Here is a 20,198-nt window from a genome sequence, read left to right on the forward strand (position 1 = left end):
GTGCCCTGGCCGACGCCGCGCTCAACCCGGTCAACATCCGGTGGAGCCCGGTCGAAATCGCCTACTCGCTGGTGGATTCGCAAACCACGGTGCTGCTGGTCGACGACGCGTTCGCGGCGGCCGTCCCGCAGGTGCTCGCGGCGGGCGCCGAGCTGTCCACGCTCGTGTACTGCGGGGAGGGGACGTGCCCCCCGGGGATGCTCGACTACGAGTCGCTCATCGCCGGCTCGGAACCGGTGCCGGACGCCCGGCGTGGCGGTGACGAGCTGCTCGGCATCTTCTACACCGGCGGCACGACCGGGCACCCCAAGGGGGTGATGCTGAGCCACGCCAACGTGCTGACCTCGGCGTTGGGCAGCCTGGCGACCGGTCGGTTCCTGACCGACCGGGGCCGAATCCACGCCGCGCCCTGTTTCATCTGGCGGCGATCGGCATGTGGATCGCCGGCAGCGTCGCCGGGTCGACCCACGTCATGGTGCCGTCGTTCACGCCCGCCGGTGTCGCGAAGGCGATCAGCGACCACCGGGTCACCGACACCCTGCTGGTGCCGACGATGGTCCAGATGCTGATCGATCACCCGGACGCCGCCGGCTTCGATCTGACCTCGCTGCGGCACCTCATCTACGGCGCCTCGCCGATCTCCGAGCGCTCGTCGAGCGGGCCAAAAGGCCTTCCCCACAGGGGTTGGCTCAGGCCTATGGAATGACCGAGCTGGCCCCGGCGGCCACCTTCCTGGCGCCCTCCGACCACGACGACCCGGCGCTGCAGCGATCGGCCGGCCGGGCGCTCCCGCACGTCGAAGTGCGAGTCGTCGACGCCAACGACAACGAGCTGCCCGCCGGAGATCGGGGGTGGTCGTGCGCGGCGCCAACGTCATGCTCGGCTACTGGAACCGGCCCACCGAGACCGCGGCGACCGTCCGCGACGGCTGGATGCACACCGGCGACATGGCGCGCATGGACGAGCGGGGCTACCTGTTCATCATCGACCGCCTCAAGGACATGATCATCACCGGCGGCGAGAACGTCTTCTCGGCGGAGGTGGAGAACGCCTTGCCGGCCATCCGCCGTCGCCGCCTCGGCGGTCATCGGCGTGCCCGACGAGAGGTGGGGGGAACGCGTCCACGCGGTCATCGTGTTGCACCCCGGCGGTGAGACCACCGAGGCGTCGATCCAGGAGCACTGCCGGGCCCTCATCGCCGGGTACAAGGTCCCGCGCAGCATGGAATTCGTCACCGAGTTGCCCATTTCAGGTGCGGGTAAAGTTCTCAAGCGTGAGCTGCGGGAACGCTATCGGGGCCCGCCGGCGACCGCTGATGGGTAGCGGTCGGCCGTCCCCGCCCAGTCCACCAGCCCGGGGAACGCGGCCCCCAAACCGGCGCCAGCTGATCATCGAAGCGGCGGCAACGCTGTTCTGCGACAAGGGATACGGCAACGTTTCGATGGGCGACGTCGCCGACGCCGTCGCCGTCGGCCCGTCGGCGCTCTACCGGCACTTCCGGAGCAAACAGGCGCTGCTGGTCACGGTGATCGAGGACGCGCTGGGCACCCTGGATGAGGCCCTGCAGGGGGCTGACGCGTCGGCGGACCTGGCCCGAGTCCTGGCGCGCCTGGTGCTGGATCATCGCACCGTCGGCGTGCTCTGGCGGCGAGAAGGCCGCCACCTGACCGAGCAGGACCGCAAACGACTGAACCGGGTCGCCCGGCGGATCGGCGATCGACTCGCCCAACATATTCGAACCCGGCGACCCGAAGTGACGGCCCGCAGGCCGACCTGCTGGCATGGTGTGCCCTCGGCGTCGCGAACAGCGTTTCCTTCCATCGTCTTTCGATGCCCGAACCGGGGTTCACGGCGCTGCTGGCCGAGTTGATCTCGGTGCCGATGCGCGCAGACGCCGACTCGCCGGGCCGGGCGGCCGGCGCAGAGCCCGCGGCGCGCTGGGCGCCCGCTCGCGCAGGAGGCGATCCTGTCGGCGGGCGCCGCGCTGTTCGCCGAGAAGGGCTTCTCGGGCGTCAGTGTCGACGACATCGGCGCCGCCGTCGGGATCGCCGGACCCAGCGTGTACAACCACTTCGCATCCAAGACCGACATCCTGGTGGCGGCCATGTTCCGCGGCAACGAGCGCCTCTGGATGGACTTCAACCGCGCCGTCGCCGACGCGCGGGACGCGTCGGAGACCCTGCGCCGGGTTGTGCTCAGCTACCAGAACCTTCGCGTTCGCCAACCCCGACCTCGTCGAGATCCTGATCACCGAGGCCGCGCATCTGCCGGCGTCCGACAGTCACAGCGCCAGGGCCGCGCAGCGCATCGACGAATGGGTGCACCTGGCGCGACAACCGCACCCGGGCTGGACAGTCACCGAGGCCCGCATCCGGGTGCAGGCGGCCCAGATCATGATCAACGACATCGTGGTGATGCCGCGGCTGCGCGCGCGGGAGGAGTCGAGGCCGTGCTGGCCGGCATCGCGGTCGCACTGCTGGGCGCGGGTGCGGCCGGGACCTGAGTCGCGCCTACACCGCCCGCCCGCGTTCTCGCCAATACGGTTCCCGCAGTGCGGTTTTGAGGATCTTGCCACTCGCGTTGCGGGCAGCGACGCCACGAAGTCGACGGTCCGCGGGCATTTGTAGGCCGCCAGGTGCCGGCGGCAGAACTCGATGACGTCTTTCGCCTCGACCTCGGCGGTCGCCACCACGATCGCCTTGACCGATTCGCCCCAGAAGTCGTCCGGCACACCGATGACCGCCGCGTCGGCGACGGCCGGGTGCTCGATGAGCACGCTTTCCACTTCGGGCCCGTACACGTTCTCGCCGCCGGTGATGATCATGTCCTTGAGCCGGTCCTCGATGTAGACGTAACCGTCCGCGTCGAGGCGCCCGACGTCACCGGTGCGCACCCAGTCGTCCTCGGTGATCGTCTCGGCGGTCGCCTCGGCCCGGTTCAGGTAGCCGCTCATGTTCTGGTTGCTGCGCAGATCTCGCCAGGTTGCCCGACGGGCACCTCGCCGCCCGTCTCGGGGTCGACGACCCGAATCTCGGTGCCCAGCACGGCCTTTCCGGCGGACAGCTGCAAGCCGGGCCGCGCGGGTCGCGGTGGTCGTCGTTGGACAGCGCCGTCACCGCGCCGCACAGTTCGGTCTGCCCGTACACCTGGACGAAGTTCATGTCGGGCCACGTCGCGAGGGCTTGCTGCAGTAGGGGTGAGGGCATCGGCGCGGCGCCGTAGACGATGTAGCGCAGGCCCCTCATCGCGGCGGTCGCCGCCTCGCCGGCGTCCAGGAATCGCGCGATCACCGGCGGCACGAAGAACGCGTGCGTCGCGCCCGCTCGCACCGCCCCGAGCAGTGCCGCGGCGTCCGGCTCGCGGGTCATGATCGTCGGAACACCCGCCCGGATGCCGAACAGCGCGTAACCGATCCCGCCGACATGGAAGAGCGGCATGGCCACCAGGTTCGCGTCGCCCTCGGCGAAGGAAATGCCGGCGCCAGGTTGGCGGCGTGATTGACCAGCGCGTTGACTCAGCAGCACGCCTTTCGGCCGCCCGGTGGTGCCGGAGCTGTAGATCACCAGCGCAGTCTGGGTCTCGTCGACCTCGGCGTCGGTCGCCGCGGGCGGCGCCGCGGCGAGCAACGCCTCGTACTGATCGTCGTCCCCGCCCACCACGACGACGCGTTCCAGGCCCGGGACCCGAGCCGCCGCCTGCTCGGCGGCGGGATGCAACTCGGCGCCGACGAACAGCACCCGCGCGCCGCTGTCCTGCAGGACGTGGACGATCTCGTCGCCCACCACCCGCCAATTGACGACCGTCGTCACCGCGCCGATCGAGGCTGCGGCGAAGAGAATTTCAAGGCAGGCGGGGTGGTTCTTGTCCAGGAACGCCACGGACTGGCCGCGCTCCACACCGGCCAACCGCAGCGCTCCGGCCGCCCGACGGATCCGCGACGCCCAGTCGCCCCAGGTCCACTGCTGGTCCCCGTAGCGGATCGCTACATCGCCGGGCCCGCTGCGCGTGCCGTTCGACGAACCCGGCGAGCGTTTCCGTTGTGCGGGTGTCTTGCATGGTTCTCCGATCGTCAAGCCCGTGGTCAACGGCCTTGATCAAGGCTAGCGACCCTGTGCACCCCGGCGGAGAGCCAGTCTTCGCCCGCCGTCAGTCAGAGGCGGATCATCATGCCGCCGTCCTCGACGACCTGGGGGTCGCGTTGTTGTTCTGCCGGAAGTCGATGAAGGCCGACAGGTGGTTGGAGGGTTCAGGAGCTCGGTGAAGGCGCCGAGGTGGACCCTGTGGCGCCGAGACGTCGGCGGTGTAGTCGACGGAGATTTGCTGCTGGAAGTCGGCGCTCTGCGCCGGTCCCGGCGTGGGAGCGTCCACATTGTGCAGATTGGTCAGGCCGGTCGACGCCGCGTAGTGGTCTATGTCGTTCTGCAGGATGGCCGCGATATCCGCCCGTCGGCCGGTTTGACCGCGACCCGCAGCTGGGCGCTGCCGTCGGTCTTGCTGATCGCCACCCAGTTCGGGCCTCGATGGCCGACTGCCCAGCCCGGCGCCGGGCTGATCGACACCCCATCGGCGATGTCGACCGGTCCGTCGGAGGCCAGCGCCACGCCGATGGGGATCGTCGCGGAGGCGGCGAGGGCAAGGCCCGTGGCGGCGGCGGAAATTGCCAGCGTGCGGGCCAAGTGGCCCAGTCCGGGCGATATCGGCGATGTGGTCATGGTTCGACTCCTGTCAACTCGGCGGTTGCTGATCCGCCACCCGTTTCACTCTCGCATCGCCGCGGATCGGAGTCCAAGACAGTGTCGAAATCACCTGATTCACGGGGTTTATCGGCGATTCGGCGGGACAGGTGGTCCGAGAAATCCGTTGTGCGCTAGGCGGCCGCACGCCGGTATGTCAGCATGACTGCCATGGTGAACGCCGACCGCGCCCACTCCCACGTTCGTCGTGACCGGCGTGGCGTCCGGGATCGGGCTGGCCACGGCGCGGCGGTTGCTGGCCGCCGGCGGCACGGTCATCGGGGCCGACGTGGCGTCCCCGCCCGATCTCGGGGCCGACTTCCACCTCGTCACCGCCGACGTCACCGACGAGGCCGCGGTCGCCGCCGTGTTCGCCGCCGTGCCCGACCGCCTCGACGGCGTCTTCCACGCGGCCGGCGTCGCGGGCGGTGGGCCGGTCCACCTGCTCGATCGGGACGAGTGGAACCGGGTCATCGGCATCAACCTCACCGGCACCTTCCTGGTGGCCAAGGCGGCGCTCGCGCGGATGATCGAGCAACCCCGCGTCGACGGCGAGCGCGGCTCGCTCGTCACCGTCGCCAGCATCGAAGGCCTGGAGGGGACGGCCGGCGGCAGCTCCTACAACGCGGCCAAGGGCGGCGTCGTCCTGCTCACCAAGAACATCGCGCTCGACTACGGTCCCAGTGGCATCCGGGCGAACGTCGTCTGCCCGGGTTTCATCGATACACCCATGGCGCAGAGTGTCTTTCGGTTGCCGGGGATGGAGGGCCACTCGCCTCCATCACCGCCGAGCACGCCCTGCGACGGCTCGGCCGGCCCGACGAGGTCGCGGCCATGGCGGCGTTCCTGCTCTCGCCGGACGCCTCCTTCGTCAGCGGGCAGGCCATCGCCGTCGACGGCGGGTACACCGCGGGTCGCGATCACGGTGTCGTCAAACTCTTCGGCTTTCCCGACTAGCGCCTTACGATTCCCGCATGGTTACTCCGGACGAGGCGATCGAGGCGATCCGCGGCACCGGGGGAGCGCAGCCCGGCTCCCGCGCCCTGCACGCGAAAGGCACGCTCTACCGCGGCCGGTTCACCGCCGGCCCCGAGGCGGCGAAACTGTCCCGCGCGAAGCACCTGGACGGCTCGGCGGTCCCGGCGCTGTTCCGGTTCTCCAACGGGTCGGGCAACCCCACAGCGTGACGCGCTGCCCGGCGTGCGCGGGTTGGCGGTGAAGCTCACCCTGCCCGACGGGTCGACCACCGACGTCTCGACGCAGACCGCCCGGTTGTTCGTGTCGAGCACGCCGGAGGATTCGTCGATCTGCTCAAGGCGATGCGCCCCGGCCTCACGCAGCCGCTGCGCCTGGGCAAGTACTTCCTCACCCATCCGCGCCTGCTGGGGGCGCTGCCCGTGCTGCGCGACGCCAACAGGGTTCCGGAGAGTTACGCCACGGTCTCCTACCACGGGCTGCACGCCTTCCGCTGGGTCGCCGCCGACGGCAGCTCCCGATTCGTCCGCTACCACCTGCGCCCGACGCGGGCGAGCACTTCCTCGACGGATCGGCCGCGCGGCGCCGCGACCCCGACTTCCTGCATCACGAGCTCAACCACCGCCTCGCCGGCGCGCCGGTGCGGTTCGACTTCGTCGTCGAGATCGCCGGACCGAACGACTCGACGATCGACCCGTCGGCGGCGTGGCGCGGCTCCGAGAAGGTCGTCGTCGGCAACTTCGAGATCACCGGGCTCGACACCGAGCGCGAGCACGGCAACGACATCGTCGTCTTCGATCCCATGCGGGTCACCGACGGCATCGAGGCCTCCGACGACCCGGTCCTGCGGTTCCGGACCCTCGCGTACTCGGCGTCGGTGAAGCTGCGCACCGGGGTCGACCGGGGGGCCGAAGCCCCCCCGGTGTGAGAAAAGTCGCCCGCCCGCGGGGTTGGTGACGCACCACCCGCGCCGACTAATGTGGTCGGAAGTGCTGCTCTCCCACATGATTTTGATCGCGCTCGCCGGCTTCGCGGCCGGCGCCATCAACGCCCTCGTCGGCTCGGGAACCCTGGTGACGTTCCCGACGCTCGTCGCGTTGGGCTACCCACCCGTGACGGCCACGATGTCCAACGCGGTCGGCCTGGTGGCCGGCAGCGTGTCCGGCACCTGGGGCTATCGGGCCGAACTGAGTGGTCAGTGGGACCGGCTGCGCTGGCAGATCCCGGCGTCGCTGGCGGGCGCGGTGGTGGGCGCGTTCCTTTGCTGCACCTGCCCGAGAGGTGTTCGCCGACATCGTGCCGGTGCTGCTCATTCTCGCCCTGGTGCTCGTGGTGGTGGGCCCGCGGATCCAGACCTGGACGGCCAAGCGGGCCGAGGCGCAGGGGCGCTCGGCTGAGCACACCACGGCCGCGCGGATGGCGGTGCTGGTGCTCGGCACGTTCGCCGTCGGTGTCTACGGCGGCTATTTCACCGCGGCGCAAGGCATCTTGTTGGTCGGCGTGATGGGTGTGTTGTTGCCCGAATCGGTGCAGCGCATGAACGCGGCCAAGAACCTGTTGACGCTTGTTGTCAATTTCGTTGCCGCGCTGGCCTATTCGATTGTGGCCGAAGGCCGGATCAGCTGGCTGGTTGCCGCGCTGATCGGGGCCAGCTCGCTCGTCGGGGGAATCATCGGGGCGCGATACGGGCGCCGGCTGTCGCCGAAGGCGTTGCGCGGCACCATCGTGGTGGTGGGCCTGATCGGGCTGTACCGGCTGCTCGCGGTGGCCTGAACCTCACCCCAGCGTCGCGACCCTGAGCTGCTCGACGACGTCCATCACCTTCCCGCGCTTCCGCCACGCCCGCAGCTGGCGTATCGCCCCGTTGCCGTCAGCGGCAATCCGGTCGAGTTCGCCGGTGACGCGGTCGTATTCGCCCAGCACCTCCAGCGCCGGCCGCACCCTTGACACCAGCGCCCCCAGCTGTTCCCGCGCCGGCACCGCCCCGCGGCCGCGGATCAGGTCGAGCGCGTCGCCGGAGAGCCCGTCGTGGGCCGCCTTCCAGTACGCCGCCCGCAGGGCGCCGGGGGGCAGCCGACCCAGCTGGTCGCCCTCGTCGGGAGCGTCCAGCGCCGTCATCACCGCCGCCCGGATCAGCGTGGCGATGAGCACCGTCTCGGCGACGGTGGCCGGCACGTCGGCGACCCGCACTTCGACCGTCGGGAAGTTCGCCGAGGGCCGCACGTCCCAATAGATCATCTTGGGGTCCAGGATCACCCCGGTGTCGACGAGCATCCGCACCGCTCGGTCGTAGTCGTCCGGCGAGGGAAGAACGGCGGCGCCCGGCGGCAGGCCAGCGCCGCCACAGCACGCTGCGCCAGCTCGCGTAGCCGCTCTCGGCGTTGCGATACAGCGGCGAATTGGCCGACAACGCGAGCAGCGACGGCAGCCACGGCCGCAGCCAGTTGCTGACGTGGACGGCGGCGGCCGGTCGGGGACCTGGACGTGAACGTGGCATCCACAGATGCCCTGCTCATGGGCGACCATCCCGTACTGTTCCCCGATCCGCCGGTAGCGCGGAGTGTCCGTCACCGGGAACTCGTGCGGCGTGGCGGGGGGAAGCCCGGAGGCCAGCAGCGTGACGCCTGCGGCCTCGGCGGCCTGCGCGGAGACGCGGCGCAGCCGGGCGAGCTCCTCTTGCAGTTCCGCGCTGGTCGACATCACGCTGGACGTGGTCTCCACCTGGCAACTGCTCAGTTCCACCTGCAGCTCGATGCCCAGGCGCTCGCCCTCGGCGGCCACCGCGGCGTTGCGCGGGGCGGGTTCACCGGTGCGCGGGTGGACGAGGAGGAATTCCTCCTCCGCACCGAAGGTGGGAAGGTCGCTCATCAGGCCGAATGCACCGGATCAGTGGCCCGGCCGGTACGTCACCAGCGAGCGGCCGCACCGAGCGCCGAGTCGACGGTCGGGTAGATCGGCAGCGCGCGGTTGAGCCCGCACGCGTCGACGATCCGGGTGACGATCGGCTCGTGGCTCACCAGGCGCAGCTCGACGCCGCGCTCCCGGCAGCGCCGGGCCTCGTCGGCCAGGGCGGCGAAGGCGCAGCAGCCCATGAAATCGAGTCCCGTGACGTCCACGATGAACGGCCCGGGCGCGATGACCACGGTGGCGGCCTCGCTGACCAGCTGGCGCCAGGTGCGCTCGTTGCACGCGTCGACCTCCCCGCCGGCGTTGATCAACACCGCCGGGCCGAAGCGATCGGTCGTGGCCCGCAATGTGCTGCCGGGGTCGCCCAGTTCGTACACCAGCCGCGTGCTGAGCTTCAGGGGCGTGCTGGGTATCGGTTCTGCTATGACCGGGCTCATGGTGGACTCCCTCATTGCCCGGCGTGGGTACGCCGAAACGGTTGTCCGTCCTGCTGTTTGAAGACCGACTTCGCATAGTGCGAATCTCTGTTGTATAACGAGACAGGGCGGTCTGTCTATACAGCCCGGCTAAGAGTACGGTGAGGCTGGCTATGACGACCCACAATGTCGCTCCCGCCGCGTCGGCGCGGGAACGCATTTTGGCCGCGGCGTATGAGCTGTTCAGCCGGCGTGGGATTCGCGCTGTCGGCACCGACGAGGTGATCGAGCGCGCCGGGGTGGCCAGGGCAACGCTGTACCGGCACTTCGCCACCAAGAACGACCTCGTGCTGGCCGTGCTGCAGCGGCGCGAACAGGTCTGGACGCACGGCCTCATCGAGGAGCAGTCGCGGCAGCGGGCACCACACGGAAGAGCAGCTGTTGGCGATCTTCGACGTCATGCACGACTGGTTTCAACTGCGCGACGGCTTCGAGGGTGCTCGTTCATCAACGTGCTGCTCGAGCTGGGGGCGGATCACCCGGTCGGGCAGGCGTGCATCGCCCACATCGACCACGTGCGCGACATCGTGCGCCGGCGCGCCGCCGCGGCGGGGCTGACCGACGTGGAGGAGTTCGCCTCGTCGTGGCACATCCTGATGAAGGGTGCCATCGTCCTGGCGGCGGTGGGTGACGCGGACGCGGCGTTGCGGGCCCGCAAGATGGGTAGCGCCCTCATCGGCGAGCATCGGCCAATCTCGGCGGCGGATCCCGGCGAGGCGGTGAGCTAGACCGGGCCTAAACAGTGGAACTGTCGGTCTTGCGATCGTGCTCGGCCTCCAGCTCGGTGATCGCGCGCGCGGTGCGTTCGCGCAGCGCGAAGGCGGCGATCAGGCCGAAGACGATCGCGACCACCAGCGCGACCCAGGAGAACCGCTCCATCCACCGTTCGGCGGCCATCCCCGCGAAATACACCAGGGCCGTCGTGCCGCCCGCCCAGCAGATGGCCCCCGAGACGTTCGCCGCCAGGAACCGCGGGTAGTGCATGTTCAGCGCCCCCGCGAGCGGCCCGGCGAAGATCCGCAGTAGCGCGATGAAGCGGCCGAAGAAGACCGCTCGCACCCCCCAGCGGTTGAACAACCGCTCGGCGAGCGCGACGTGTCCGGGCCCGAAGTGCTTGGGGAACCGCTGGCCCAACCGATCGAACAGCGGCATGCCGAACCGACGCCCGATGGCGTACCCGATCGAGTCGCCGACGACGGCGCCGATCACCGCGGCGAGGCCCACGCCGACCGGGTTGACGGCCAGGTCGTGCTGCGACGACATGAGCGCCGCCGTCACGAGCACGATCTCGCCCGGGAGCGGGATGCCCAGGCTCTCGACCCCGACGACCCCGCACACCACCAGGTAGACCGCGAGCGGCGGGACCGACTGCAGCAAGGCCTCCACGTTCATGGGTCAAGGATGCCCGACCGTCGGGCATCCCGCGTCGTATTCTCTTCGTCCGCGGTGCGGAACGGCTCCAATCGCGGGCGCTTGGGCTCGCGCCCGTCCGCCGACGAGAGGCCGCGCATCCTGCGCCAGATCCAGGGAAAGAAGGCGTCCTGCGTCCAGCGCAGCTGCCCGTAGGCGGTGGCGGGCAGCGACAATCGCGCCGGGTTGACACTCGGTTCGGCCCAATCGTGGTTGCTGCCAGGCAGACTCAGTGCCTCGGCGGCCGCGGCGGCGAACAGGATGTGTCCCTTGGTGGACGCGTGCACCCGGTCGATGGCCCAGGTGTCGAGGTCGCGCATCGACGCGGCGCCGTACAGGTCGACGAGCCGGAAGCCGTAGCGCTCGGTGGCCCCGCGGATCGCGGCGTTGATGCGGGACAGCCGCCCCGACACCAGCCGGCCGAGCGGCAAAAACTGCGCGACGTTGGGGAACGTGGTCGTCGCGACCGTCGCCCCCGATTCGGCGAGGGCGGCGTAGAGCTGTTCCAGGTCGCGCAGGGCGGGACCGAACGACCGGCCGGGCTGGATGACGTCGTTCATTCCGACGCACACCGTGACCAGGTCCGGTCGCATCGCCAGTGCCGGGGGGACCTGCTCGCGCAGCACGTCGCCGATCCGCTTGCCGCGAATCGCGAGGTTGGCGTAGTGCAGGCCCGGTGCAGCGCATCGATCATGGCGGCGAGCCGGTCCGCGAACCCCAGCAGGCCGACGACATCGTCGCCGTCCCACAACCCCTCGGTCTGGCTATCTCCCAGGGCGACGTATCGGCGATATCCGGCGTGACCAAGCCCGCGCACGATGCCGAGACTAGTTTGGTGGCGGCGACTCGCGTCGCCCGGCTTCGCCGCGCCTCGCGATCATCGCGAGCGGCAACGTGGCGCGCCGTCGACCGTGGTGAGGAGTGTCCATGCAGGACGTCGAGTTCAACCTCGCTGAGGTGTTCGCGGCGGTGGCGGCGGCCAACCCGGACCGGGACTGCATCGTGTTCGGCGACCGCCGGTTCACGTTCGCGCAGACCGACGCGCGTGCCCGCCGCTTCGCCCGCGCGCTGAACCAGTGGGGCCTCGGCGCGCACCGGGAGCGCTCCGAGCTGGCGCCCCACGAGTCCGGCCAGAGTCACCTGGGGCTGTACATGGCCAATGGCAACGAGTACCTCGAGGCCATGCTCGGGGCGTACAAGGCGCGGGTCGCGCCGTTCAACGTCAACTATCGGTACGTCGCCGACGAACTGGTGTACCTGCTCGGCAATGCCCGCGCGGACGCGGTGATGTACCACGCGCGTTTTGCCCCGACGCTGGGCGAGGCGCTGCGCACCATGGGAGCCGACATACGCCTCATCCACGTCGACGACGGGTCCGGCCACGATCCGCTGCCCGGCGCGGTGCGCTACGAGGATCTGCTGGCCTTCGAGACCGGGGGGGTGTCCGACGAACCGCTCGACCTCACGCCCTCGCCCGACGACCTCTACATGCTCTACACCGGCGGCACCACCGGGATGCCCAAGGCGGTGCTGTGGCGCCAGCACGACATCTATCTGGGCGCCATGGGCGGCCGCAACTTCGGCACCGGCGAAGTGGTGACGAGCCTGGCGGAGATCGTCGAGCGGTCGAGGCCCGAGGGGCCGGGCTCGATGACGGTGGCGCCGCTGATGCACGGGGCCGCGCAGTGGGCGGCCTTCGTCAACCTGTGCGGCGGGCGACCGTTCGTGATGGCGCCGACCACCACCCACTTCGATCCGGCCGAGGCGTGGGCGCTGGCCAGCCGCGAGCGGGTGGTCTCGCTGTCGATGGTCGGCGACGCCTTCGGGCGGCCGCTGCTCGACGAGCTCGAGGCCGGCGATTACGACCTGTCCGGGTTGCTGATCCTGATCACGGGCGGGGCGGCGCTCAGCGCCCCGCTCAAGCGGCGATTCGTCGAATTGCTGCCGCAGCTGACGATCCTCGACGCGGGCGGTTCGTCGGAGTCCGGCTCCCAGATGGGTCAGGTGTCCAGTCGCGCACAGGCCGCCTCGGGCCGGTTCGCCCCCAATCCGGGTGCCGTGGTGGTCAGTTCGGACATGACGCGGATCCTGTCGCCCGGCGACGACGAGATCGGCTGGCTGGCCCAGCAGGGCCGGATACCGCTCGGCTACCTCGGGGATCCGGAAGACCGCTCGCACGTTCCCGGTGATCGAGGGGATCCGGCACTCGGTGCCCGGCGACCGGGCCCGCTGGCACGCGGACGGCGGGATCGAGCTGCTGGGCCGTGACTCGGTGACGATCAATTCCGGTGGGGAGAAGATCTTCGCCGAGGAGGTGGAGGCCGCGGTCGGGCGGCACCCCGCCGTCTACGACGTGGTGGTGACCAGCCGGCCCAGCGTGCGGTGGGGCAACGAGGTGGTCGCCGTCGTCCAGCTGGCCAATGGTGAGCAGGCCGACGGTGACGGCCTGGCCGACGCCATCATCGCCGAGGCAGCCCGCCACATCGCCCGCTACAAGCTGCCCAAGGCGATCGTCTTCCGTGACCGGTTGCAGCGGTCGCCGTCCGGAAAGGCCGACTACCGGTGGGCGAAAGCAGTTGCAGCGCAGGCTGATCAGTGATGGCGCGCTCGACGTGCCCCGGCAGGGATATAGGCGACCTCACGAAGCGATATCGGGTGCGCTATCGCTTCGGTGATTTACCTGGCGCTACCCGGAGGGCGCGGCCGTGACGGAACTGGCGAGCGCGCGAGACGTGCGGGCCCGTGCGGCGCTCGCGATCGGTGTCGTGGTCACCCTGGCGGTGTTCGTGGTTGGGCTGGCGTGGGCGAAGTGGACGCCGTACGCCGCCAAAGCCCTGGAGGCCCGGCAAACCCATCACTGGCCGGGGTCCAACATCCTCATCGCGGGCGGAGTCCGCCCGGGGGACGGTCCGAGCTGGCACGCCGCGACGACGTTCTTCCACGCGTACCTGGCCTCGATCTGGCCGGCCCTCGTCGTCGCGTTGTTGATGAGCGCGTCGGTGCAGGCGCTGGTGCCGCGAACGTGGTTGCCGCGCTTGTTGAATCGGCGGCGCGTGCTGTCTAGCGCGCTCGCCGGCGCGGTAGCCAGCACGCCGTCGATGATGTGCACGTGTTGCACCGCCCCGGTCGCGATCACGCTGCGGCGCAACGGCGTCGACCGCGCCGCCAGCGTTGCCTACTGGCTCGGCAACCCGCTGCTCAACCCAGCGGTGCTGGTCTTCTTGCTCTTCGTTGCTCCCTGGCAGTGGACGCTGACCAGGCTCCTGGTCGGCACCGCGGCGGTGGTCGGCGCCGCCGTGGCGGTGGGACTGCTGACGCGCCCACACGGAACCGGGCCGTCGGCGTCCGACACCGCGCCGGCGCGTGACTCGGAGGCGCCCGCACGCAGGTTTGTGGGGCACTGCTGCGGCTGTGTCTGATCCTGTTACCGGAATACGCGGTGATCGTGCTCGCCCTCGGCGCGCTACGGGGCTGGCTGCTCGCGGGTACCCGGCTCCCGCACCACGGTCTGCTGATCGTCGTGCTGGCGGCGATCGTCGGCACGCTCATCGTCATCCCCACGGCGGGGGAGATCCCGATCCTGCAAAGCCTTGCGCTGCTGGGGGTCTCGTCGGGGACGATCGGCGCTCTGCTCGTCACGCTTCCCGCGGTCAGCGTCCCGGGCGCCGTGATGGTGGCGCGCGGTCTGGGGTGGAAGGCGACGACGACCGCCGCGGCCGCCGTCGTCGCGGCCGGGTTGCTCGGGGCGGCGGTGCTGAGCCTGGTGTGAGCGGCGCAGCCGGCGCATCGGGTCGGCGCCGTCGCTGTCATGCCGAAGAAGGCTGAGCAGCCCGGGCCGGCGTTGACGGGCGTGGCGTTCGCGATCTTCGGCCGCATCGACATTCAGCGGTCCGCCGCGGCGGTCGTGCGCGGCCTCAGCGAGGAACCGCGTGAAATGGTCCGCGTCGGAATGCTCGACGGCGCCAACGTCCGGTTCGTCGCCGCGGTCGAGGGCCCGGCCGCGGTGCGGGTCGCCTCCCGGCTCGGGCGCGAGCTGTCGCAGATCCGCGAGCGCGGCTGCGCCGTCAATCGCGAGGAGGGCGAGGACGGGGTCGCCTCGGTTGCGGTTGCGATCCCGACCGGCGGGCCCGGCCTGCGGCTCGCGCTCAACGCCGCCGCGCCGCTGAACCGGCTCGATGTGTGGCGCTTTCCCGCGGTGGCCGCCGCGCTCACCACGGCCGCCAAAGCCATTGGGGACCAACTGGGTTGAGGTGTCGCCTCACCGGCGCGCGAAAACGTCGTCGAGGGTCACGGTGCGCAGCCCGCGGGCGCGGATGATCTCCCGCAGCTGCCCGTAGACATGGGTGACCGGCGGGTGGTTGAGGTGGCCGATCACGATGTTCTGCGCGACGAACGACTGGTACGCGAGCGCGACGATCCGGTCCTCGGGCAGCAGCGCGGAATCGTGCAGGTCGCCCGACCACAACGTGGGATTCTGATAGCCGAGGCCGGCGGCCACCGCGTCCACCGCGGCGTTGTGGTGACCATAGGGTGGCCGGAAATAGGGGGTGGCGTCCACCCCGTACGTGTTGCGCAGAAACGCGTCGGTGCGGCGGAGCTCGTCGGCGACCTGGCCCGGCGCCAGCCTCGTCAAGTCCGGGTGCGTCCAGGTGTGGTTCGCCAGCTGAATCTGCCCCGCATCGACGAGTGGCCGCAGCAGGGGGGCGTTCTCGGTCCAGGAGCGGTAGGCGCCGGTGACGAAATACGTGAGCCGCACGCCGGTGTCCTTGGCGAACTGCGTGTAGAGGCGCACCACGTCGGAGTTGGCACCGTCGTCGACCGTCCAGGCCAGCAGATCGCCGTTGCCGGGCAGCCTCTTCAGTACGGCACCGCCCGGCAGCGCCACCCGCGATCCCGGGGCCGGGGTGACCGGCCCGGGTGCGGTCCCGTGCACGTCACCGCGCGCTACCGGCGTCACGGTTTCGCCCGCGCACCACGAGGCGCCCGCGAACCCCGCGGCCAGCGCGACGAGGAACCGCCGCCGGGCCAGTTCGCTCACGTCTTTGCTCCTGGGTTTGCGGGTCGGACCTGAGAAGGTTACGTCCCCGGCCGACGCGCGCCGGGCACATCCGCCGGGTGGCGCGCGCTCGATACGAGCCTGTGACGTCCACGAGATGCGTCGGAAGCTGTTGATTCGCAAGGTGTCCGCGACAACTCATGCGTCACCGTGCCGGCCGTGAAGGTTGCGGTGCAGCCAGGTCGCCAGGTTTTCGACGTCGGGCACCAGGCGCCGGGTGGCGTCGAAGTCCGCTCGATAGGAAGGTGATTGGGTGAACCACCGAAACATCGTCTTCTGATCGTCGTCATCGCCGAGCACATCCAGCGGGGCCTCGGTGTAGGTCGCCCTCGTGCCGACCTGGGCGCCCACGCGTTCGGCGATCTGCGAGCCGGTCAGTTCGTCGCCGGCGATCTCGATCGCCTGTGGGGCCGAATGGGGCCGCAACAACATTGCCGCAGCGACCTTTCCGATATCTCGCACCGAAACCATCTGTAGCGGTATGCCGTCGGGAAGTGGCGCCGACACGGCGACGGGCCGCTCATCGGTGCGTATCATCTGGCTGAGATTCTCCATGAAAAATGTCGGCCGGACGAACGCGACCGGGACTTCGCCGTCTTCCAGGAACTCTTCGATCCGGCGCTTGCTCTCGAAGTGCGGGATCCCGGTGTGGCGCTCCGCGCCGCCCACCGAGCTATACACCAGGAACGGCAGCGCCGCAGCGGCGGCGGCTTCTGCGATGACGCGGCCGCGTTCGACTTCGCCGTCGGTGCCGTCCGGTCCGGCAAAGGTGGTCATGGCGAAGGCGGCCTTGGCTCCATCGAAGGCGCGGCGCACCGAGTCGCGGTCGTTGAGGTCGGCCGCCACGACTTCGGCGCCGCGGCCGGCCAGTTCGACACCGGCGTCGCTTTGCGGATCGCGCGTCACCGCGCGCACCGCGGCGCCGCGCTCGAGTAACCCCAGCACGACCGCCGATCCCTGCTGTCCGGTTGCGCCGATCACGGTGATGGTCATCGATGCCTCCCCTTGAGGTGTAGTTGCTGCTATTGCAGCAAGCCGTGCTCTTCCATCGTTCGGCGAGACGGGTCCCGATGGAACCGGAAGACGCGGCGGGGATCAAGTGCGATCTTGACGGCCCGCAACCGATTGAAGTCGGACGTTGACATCGACTCGCCCGCATCGAGCTGACCATCCCGAAAGGACGGAGCGGTCCGGCTGGTGTTTGCGGCCCGACTCGCGACGCCTACGGCGCGAAGCGACTCGTCCACCAAGTCGCGCGTATCCCCGTCGGCCGCTGCGCCCACGGCGTGGAGCAGGAACGGTGCGGGGACGCTTGTCAGGGCACCGTCGACGTCGGTGGGTCCGCAGTCGGTGTGACGCAATTCGATCATGTTCAAACCGCCGCGCCGGCCCACGCGGGCAGCGTCGAACGTCGCGGCGATGGCGTCTGTCGCGTTGTCGCCCAGCCATATTCCGATGCCCCTGGCCGGCACAGCCGCGGGCGGGTCGAGATGGATCGCGGACAGGGAAGCCACGTCGCCGGGACCGGTGGTGTCCACAACGGGCTGCGCGGCGCTCGTAACAGGGTCGCGCATGCCGTCCAGAACGGCTCCGCCGTCTGGTGATGCATAGGAGAGGTGGACAACCGGCGTGCCCAGCAGTTCGTCGGGAAAAGGGCCCTCGGGTGGGAGTTTCAACACCGATAGCGCACTGGTGACCGAAGCGCTCACGCGAGCGGTAGCGTTCGCCCACGCGGCGATTACCGCCGGCAGGTCGTCGGCACGCCACAGCAGGTAGCCGGTCCACAGGTCGGTCACCGGGACGAGGTCGATCTCGACCGCGGTGGCGATGCCGACGGTGCCCCGCCGCGAAACGCCCATAGCGCTTCGCGGTCGATCGGATCGGACGCGTCGGGGCGGCCCGGCGAATTCGGCCTTCGGCGTCGACGTAATCGACCGAGCGCAGCGTGGCCGCCGCGAGGCCGTGCTTGCGCACAAACCAGCCGACCCCGCCACCGAAGATGTAGCCGGCCACCCCAACCGTCGGCGACGTCCCGCTGAGCCCGAGAATTCCATGCGGGGCAGCGGCTTTCTGGACGGCCGGCCACATCGCGCCCGCGCCCACGTATGCAAGACGTCGCGTCGGGTCAACGGTGACGTCGGTCAACGCCGACGTGTCGAGCAAGACGTCGTCTCCGAGGACCGGCTCACCCGCTCCGTGGCCCGTGGCTTGAACCACGACACGACCGCCGAGGCGCGAAACCACAGCCACAGCGGAGGCCAGCTGGTTTGCCGATCGCGGCCGCACCACCGCGCTGGGCGCTTGTTCGTGGCTGGAGTTGTCCGGACTGGTGGCGTCCGCGTACTCATCATCGCCGGGCGCGTAAACGGCGCCGGGAAGTTCGGAATGCAGCGCCTCGACGAGGCGAGGGCGCGTCATGAGGCGTGCTCGCGCCGAATCAAGGCGACGACCGGTACCGTGCGGGCCGTTTTCCGTTCGTCGCCCGCGATGCTGCGGCGGTTGGCGTCGTCGTTGTCTGTCACGCTGCTTCCTCGATCGGGGTCGACGCGGAGTACGGTTTAGAGGAAGATTTCCTCCGGTTATGTCCAGCATTCCCCTCTTCGGGAAGCGCGTCAAACCGAGCCGCGAAAAGGATGTGTGACACTCGACCATGCCCGCCGGTGCGCCCGAGAAGCGATCCCGCGCAGAGCGTCGCGACGCAACCGAGAACCGGGAGAAGATCCTGCGCACCGCCGCCGACCTCATGGCGGCGCGGGGTCAAAACGTGCCGCTCACCGACATCGCCGAGGCCGCCGGGGTGGGAGTCGGCACCTTCTACCGCCGTTTTCCCGACCGCGCGGCACTGCTCGACGAAATGCAACGGCGGGGCAGTGGCCTGTTGCTGCGGACACTGGCGCGAATCAAGGAGGACGGCCTCGGCGGCGCTGACGCGATCGAGGCCTACCTCAATGAGTGCCTCAATCTCGCAAACCAATTGGTTGCAATGCCCCTGCGCGGCGGGAAGCCGTTGGTCGATGACGCCGCGCTGAAAGCCCGAGAGGACATTGGGATCGCGATCGAGAACTTCCTCGCGGAAGGTCGAGCCGACGGATCGATTCACGCTGACGTCCAAGCCATCGACGTAATCGTGTGCGCGACCCTCGTTGCGATTCCACTGCCCCACGGACCCGACTGGGCGGTAACCGCGCGTCGGCACATCAAGATGTTCGTCCGGGGAATACGGACCACCCATCCGGCGCCGCCGCGAGTCAGGCGCCGCTGACGCGTAACGGCCCTCCGGTTTTGTCGTAACGACGAACGACTCGCCGACTCGGGACTTCTTCCCCTACTGCCCGGCCGACCGGGAATGGTCGGATCTGAGTGCGAACGGTCAGCGCGACAAGGAGACTCGAGATGGGCGACAACGATGGCAAGACTTGCCTGGTCGAGGTTCTGATCGAGGAGCGCGACGAGCGCACGCGCGCGAAGGCCCGGCTGTCCTGGGCCGGCCGTCACCTGGTGGGCGTCGGCTTGGCACGCCTGGACCCCGCCGACGAGCCGGTGGACCGCATCGGTGACGAGCTCGCGGTCGCCCGCGCCCTGTCCGATCTGGCGAATCAACTGCTCGCCCTGACCTCGGCCGACATTGCGGCCAGCACCCACGAACCCGTCACCGGCCTACACCGCTGACCGGGTGACTTTCGGCTCTAGAACCACCATTCGGGAAGGGCGTAGCAACGAACCATGAGGCATCGACCTGATTTACCGGCCGTCATCGACGTCCGGGTGACGACGCACGGGGAGCTGCCCGGCGCCGAAGAATACGCCCGGACCAAGATCGGCGAACTCGGTCACCTGGTGCATGAACCCGTCCTCGACGCCCATGTGCGACTGAGCGAGCACGGCGACCCGGCGGTGGCCCGGCGGGTGATCGCCCAGGCGAACCTCGACGTCAACGGCCGGCTGGTGCGCGCCCAGGTGGAGGGCGTCACCGCGCAAGAGGCGATTGACAGGCTGGAGGCGCGGCTCCGCCGCCGACTGGAGCGCAGCGCGGAAAACTGGGAAGCCAAACGGGGCGGCATGCCCAAGGCCGGTGCGCACGAATGGCGCCACCAGTCCGAGCCCGACCACCGGCCGAGCTACTTTCCCCGGCCGGAAAGCGAACGCCGGATCGTGCGGCACAAGTCGTACGGCGTGCCGATCTGCTCGGTCGACGATGCCGCGTCCGAGATGGAACTGCTCGACTACGACTTCCATCTCTTCACCGAGGAGGGCACGCGACAGGACAGCGTGCTCTATCACAACGGACCGACGGAATACCGCCTGGCACTGGTGGATCCGGAGTCCTCCGGCAAGCTGGCACCCTTCGAGACGCCACTGACGATCAGTTCGCAGCCGGCCCCGCGACTCACGGTCGAGCAGGCGGTCGAGCGGATCGGCCTGCTCGGCCTGCCGTTCCTGTTCTTCGTCGACACGGCCCGGGAGCGGGGGAGGGTGTTGTATCACCGCTACGACGGCCACTACGGGCTGATCACGCCGGCGGGCTGATCACGCCGGCGGGCTGATCACGCCGGCGGGCTGAGCCCGCCCCAAGGCCACCTAAATGCCGCGGCGGTCCCGGAACTCCCCCCGTCCGGGACCGCCGCCCACACTCAACCTTTG

Annotated in this window: 14 protein-coding genes and 11 pseudogenes; 14 read left to right on the forward strand and 11 right to left on the reverse strand. The window is 69.8% G+C overall.

Features of this window, described 5'->3' with window-relative positions; all coding sequences use genetic code 11:
* Nucleotides 1–14: 14 nt before the first annotated feature.
* The 3 genes and pseudogenes from G6N56_RS00005 to G6N56_RS29675 all read left to right on the forward strand — a co-directional run.
* Nucleotides 15–1,323, forward strand: a pseudogene (locus G6N56_RS00005) (AMP-binding protein); the annotation flags it as partial.
* A complete protein-coding gene (locus G6N56_RS00010; RefSeq protein ID WP_163645071.1) occupies nucleotides 1,316–1,870 on the forward strand; it encodes a TetR/AcrR family transcriptional regulator in 555 nt (184 codons plus the stop codon). The pseudogene G6N56_RS00005 and the gene G6N56_RS00010, both read left to right, overlap by 8 nt.
* Nucleotides 1,871–1,984: 114 nt before the next feature.
* A pseudogene (locus tag G6N56_RS29675) lies at nucleotides 1,985–2,044 on the forward strand (hypothetical protein); the annotation flags it as partial.
* Nucleotides 2,045–2,281: 237 nt separating this feature from the next.
* On the opposite strand, the gene G6N56_RS28665 reads toward G6N56_RS29675, so the two are convergent.
* From G6N56_RS28665 to G6N56_RS28670, 3 genes are all read right to left on the reverse strand, one after another.
* Nucleotides 2,282–2,953, reverse strand: a complete 672-nt coding sequence (locus G6N56_RS28665) for an AMP-binding enzyme (RefSeq protein ID WP_269473806.1) — start codon at nucleotides 2,951–2,953, stop codon at nucleotides 2,282–2,284.
* A complete protein-coding gene (locus G6N56_RS00020; RefSeq protein WP_269473807.1) occupies nucleotides 2,880–4,073 on the reverse strand; it encodes an AMP-binding protein in 1,194 nt (397 codons plus the stop codon). Before G6N56_RS00020 ends, G6N56_RS28665 begins: the two co-directional genes overlap by 74 nt.
* A 336-nt stretch (nucleotides 4,074–4,409) precedes the next feature.
* Nucleotides 4,410–4,712 (reverse strand): hypothetical protein, encoded by a 303-nt coding sequence (locus G6N56_RS28670; RefSeq protein WP_232069174.1) that lies wholly within the window; start codon nucleotides 4,710–4,712, stop codon nucleotides 4,410–4,412.
* Nucleotides 4,713–4,895: 183 nt separating this feature from the next.
* Between G6N56_RS28670 and G6N56_RS00030 the strand changes: the two are divergent.
* From G6N56_RS00030 to G6N56_RS00040, 3 pseudogenes are all read left to right on the forward strand, one after another.
* A pseudogene (locus G6N56_RS00030) lies at nucleotides 4,896–5,690 on the forward strand (SDR family NAD(P)-dependent oxidoreductase).
* A gap of 17 nt (nucleotides 5,691–5,707) precedes the next feature.
* Nucleotides 5,708–6,636: pseudogene (locus G6N56_RS00035) on the forward strand (catalase family peroxidase).
* Between the two features lie 76 nt (nucleotides 6,637–6,712).
* A pseudogene (locus G6N56_RS00040) lies at nucleotides 6,713–7,481 on the forward strand (sulfite exporter TauE/SafE family protein).
* 3 nt (nucleotides 7,482–7,484) lie between these two features.
* Here the strand turns inward: G6N56_RS00040 and G6N56_RS00045 are convergent.
* Both G6N56_RS00045 and G6N56_RS00050 read right to left on the reverse strand, forming a co-directional pair.
* Nucleotides 7,485–8,576: pseudogene (locus G6N56_RS00045) on the reverse strand (glutamate--cysteine ligase 2).
* Between the two features lie 38 nt (nucleotides 8,577–8,614).
* Nucleotides 8,615–9,052: an anti-sigma factor antagonist gene (locus G6N56_RS00050; RefSeq protein WP_085257556.1), complete on the reverse strand. Its 438-nt coding sequence runs from the start codon at nucleotides 9,050–9,052 to the stop codon at nucleotides 8,615–8,617.
* Between the two features lie 152 nt (nucleotides 9,053–9,204).
* On the opposite strand from G6N56_RS00050, the pseudogene G6N56_RS00055 reads away from it, so the two are divergent.
* Nucleotides 9,205–9,819, forward strand: a pseudogene (locus G6N56_RS00055) (TetR/AcrR family transcriptional regulator).
* 7 nt (nucleotides 9,820–9,826) lie between these two features.
* On the opposite strand, the gene G6N56_RS00060 reads toward G6N56_RS00055, so the two are convergent.
* Nucleotides 9,827–10,483 carry a DedA family protein gene (locus G6N56_RS00060; protein ID WP_085257554.1) on the reverse strand — a complete coding sequence of 219 codons (657 nt, stop codon included), beginning with the start codon at nucleotides 10,481–10,483 and terminating at the stop codon, nucleotides 9,827–9,829.
* Nucleotides 10,480–11,318 (reverse strand): annotated as a pseudogene (locus tag G6N56_RS00065) (SGNH/GDSL hydrolase family protein). Before G6N56_RS00065 ends, G6N56_RS00060 begins: the two are co-directional and overlap by 4 nt.
* Nucleotides 11,319–11,428: 110 nt before the next feature.
* Between G6N56_RS00065 and G6N56_RS00070 the strand changes: the two are divergent.
* From G6N56_RS00070 to G6N56_RS00080, 4 genes and pseudogenes are all read left to right on the forward strand, one after another.
* Nucleotides 11,429–13,100 (forward strand): annotated as a pseudogene (locus tag G6N56_RS00070) (acyl-CoA synthetase).
* Nucleotides 13,101–13,206: 106 nt separating this feature from the next.
* Entirely contained in the window at nucleotides 13,207–13,920 is a 714-nt protein-coding gene (locus G6N56_RS00075; RefSeq protein ID WP_232069175.1) for a permease, read from the forward strand.
* A 20-nt stretch (nucleotides 13,921–13,940) separates the two neighbouring features.
* Nucleotides 13,941–14,270, forward strand: coding sequence for a hypothetical protein (locus tag G6N56_RS28675; protein WP_232069176.1), 330 nt, complete (start codon nucleotides 13,941–13,943; stop codon nucleotides 14,268–14,270).
* A pseudogene (locus tag G6N56_RS00080) lies at nucleotides 14,271–14,750 on the forward strand (IclR family transcriptional regulator domain-containing protein); the annotation flags it as partial.
* Between the two features lie 9 nt (nucleotides 14,751–14,759).
* Here G6N56_RS00080 and G6N56_RS00085 read toward each other — a convergent pair.
* From G6N56_RS00085 to G6N56_RS29680, 4 genes and pseudogenes are all read right to left on the reverse strand, one after another.
* The gene (locus tag G6N56_RS00085; RefSeq protein ID WP_408632721.1) at nucleotides 14,760–15,530 is read right to left on the reverse strand and encodes a polysaccharide deacetylase family protein; all 771 of its coding nucleotides are present in this window, start codon (nucleotides 15,528–15,530) and stop codon (nucleotides 14,760–14,762) included.
* Nucleotides 15,531–15,695: 165 nt separating this feature from the next.
* The gene (locus G6N56_RS00090; protein ID WP_085257548.1) at nucleotides 15,696–16,550 is read right to left on the reverse strand and encodes an NmrA/HSCARG family protein; all 855 of its coding nucleotides are present in this window, start codon (nucleotides 16,548–16,550) and stop codon (nucleotides 15,696–15,698) included.
* Between the two features lie 29 nt (nucleotides 16,551–16,579).
* Complete coding sequence (locus tag G6N56_RS28680) at nucleotides 16,580–17,416, reverse strand: BBE domain-containing protein (RefSeq protein ID WP_232069177.1); 837 nt, start codon at nucleotides 17,414–17,416, stop codon at nucleotides 16,580–16,582.
* Nucleotides 17,417–17,465: 49 nt separating this feature from the next.
* Nucleotides 17,466–17,975 (reverse strand): annotated as a pseudogene (locus G6N56_RS29680) (FAD-binding oxidoreductase); the annotation flags it as partial.
* Between the two features lie 232 nt (nucleotides 17,976–18,207).
* Between G6N56_RS29680 and G6N56_RS00100 the strand changes: the two are divergent.
* The 3 genes from G6N56_RS00100 (at nucleotide 18,208) to G6N56_RS00110 (ending at nucleotide 20,084) form a co-directional block, all read left to right on the forward strand.
* Complete coding sequence (locus tag G6N56_RS00100) at nucleotides 18,208–18,819, forward strand: TetR/AcrR family transcriptional regulator (protein WP_085257702.1); 612 nt, start codon at nucleotides 18,208–18,210, stop codon at nucleotides 18,817–18,819.
* Between the two features lie 131 nt (nucleotides 18,820–18,950).
* On the forward strand, nucleotides 18,951–19,226 hold the full coding sequence (locus G6N56_RS00105; protein WP_085257546.1) for a DUF1876 domain-containing protein: 276 nt from the start codon (nucleotides 18,951–18,953) through the stop codon (nucleotides 19,224–19,226).
* A gap of 54 nt (nucleotides 19,227–19,280) precedes the next feature.
* Nucleotides 19,281–20,084 (forward strand): HPF/RaiA family ribosome-associated protein, encoded by an 804-nt coding sequence (locus G6N56_RS00110; protein ID WP_085257545.1) that lies wholly within the window; start codon nucleotides 19,281–19,283, stop codon nucleotides 20,082–20,084.
* Nucleotides 20,085–20,198: the final 114 nt, after the last annotated feature.

The sequence above is a fragment of the Mycobacterium saskatchewanense genome, assembly GCF_010729105.1.
In the GTDB taxonomy this organism is placed as follows: domain Bacteria; phylum Actinomycetota; class Actinomycetes; order Mycobacteriales; family Mycobacteriaceae; genus Mycobacterium; species Mycobacterium saskatchewanense.

What these genes read in the sequence shown, in the direction of transcription:
- G6N56_RS00010 (WP_163645071.1), top strand. Translation starts at nt 1,316, where the DNA reads ATGGGTAGCGGTCGGCCGTCCCCGCCCAGTCCACCAGCCCGGGGAACG.
- G6N56_RS28665 (WP_269473806.1), bottom strand. Translation starts at nt 2,953, where the DNA reads ATGAGCGGCTACCTGAACCGGGCCGAGGCGACCGCCGAGACGATCACC.
- G6N56_RS28670 (WP_232069174.1), bottom strand. Translation starts at nt 4,712, where the DNA reads ATGACCACATCGCCGATATCGCCCGGACTGGGCCACTTGGCCCGCACG.
- G6N56_RS00050 (WP_085257556.1), bottom strand. Translation starts at nt 9,052, where the DNA reads ATGAGCCCGGTCATAGCAGAACCGATACCCAGCACGCCCCTGAAGCTC.
- G6N56_RS00060 (WP_085257554.1), bottom strand. Translation starts at nt 10,483, where the DNA reads ATGAACGTGGAGGCCTTGCTGCAGTCGGTCCCGCCGCTCGCGGTCTAC.
- G6N56_RS00090 (WP_085257548.1), bottom strand. Translation starts at nt 16,550, where the DNA reads ATGACCATCACCGTGATCGGCGCAACCGGACAGCAGGGATCGGCGGTC.
- G6N56_RS28680 (WP_232069177.1), bottom strand. Translation starts at nt 17,416, where the DNA reads ATGGGCGTTTCGCGGCGGGGCACCGTCGGCATCGCCACCGCGGTCGAG.
- G6N56_RS00100 (WP_085257702.1), top strand. Translation starts at nt 18,208, where the DNA reads ATGCCCGCCGGTGCGCCCGAGAAGCGATCCCGCGCAGAGCGTCGCGAC.
- G6N56_RS00105 (WP_085257546.1), top strand. Translation starts at nt 18,951, where the DNA reads ATGGGCGACAACGATGGCAAGACTTGCCTGGTCGAGGTTCTGATCGAG.
- G6N56_RS00110 (WP_085257545.1), top strand. Translation starts at nt 19,281, where the DNA reads ATGAGGCATCGACCTGATTTACCGGCCGTCATCGACGTCCGGGTGACG.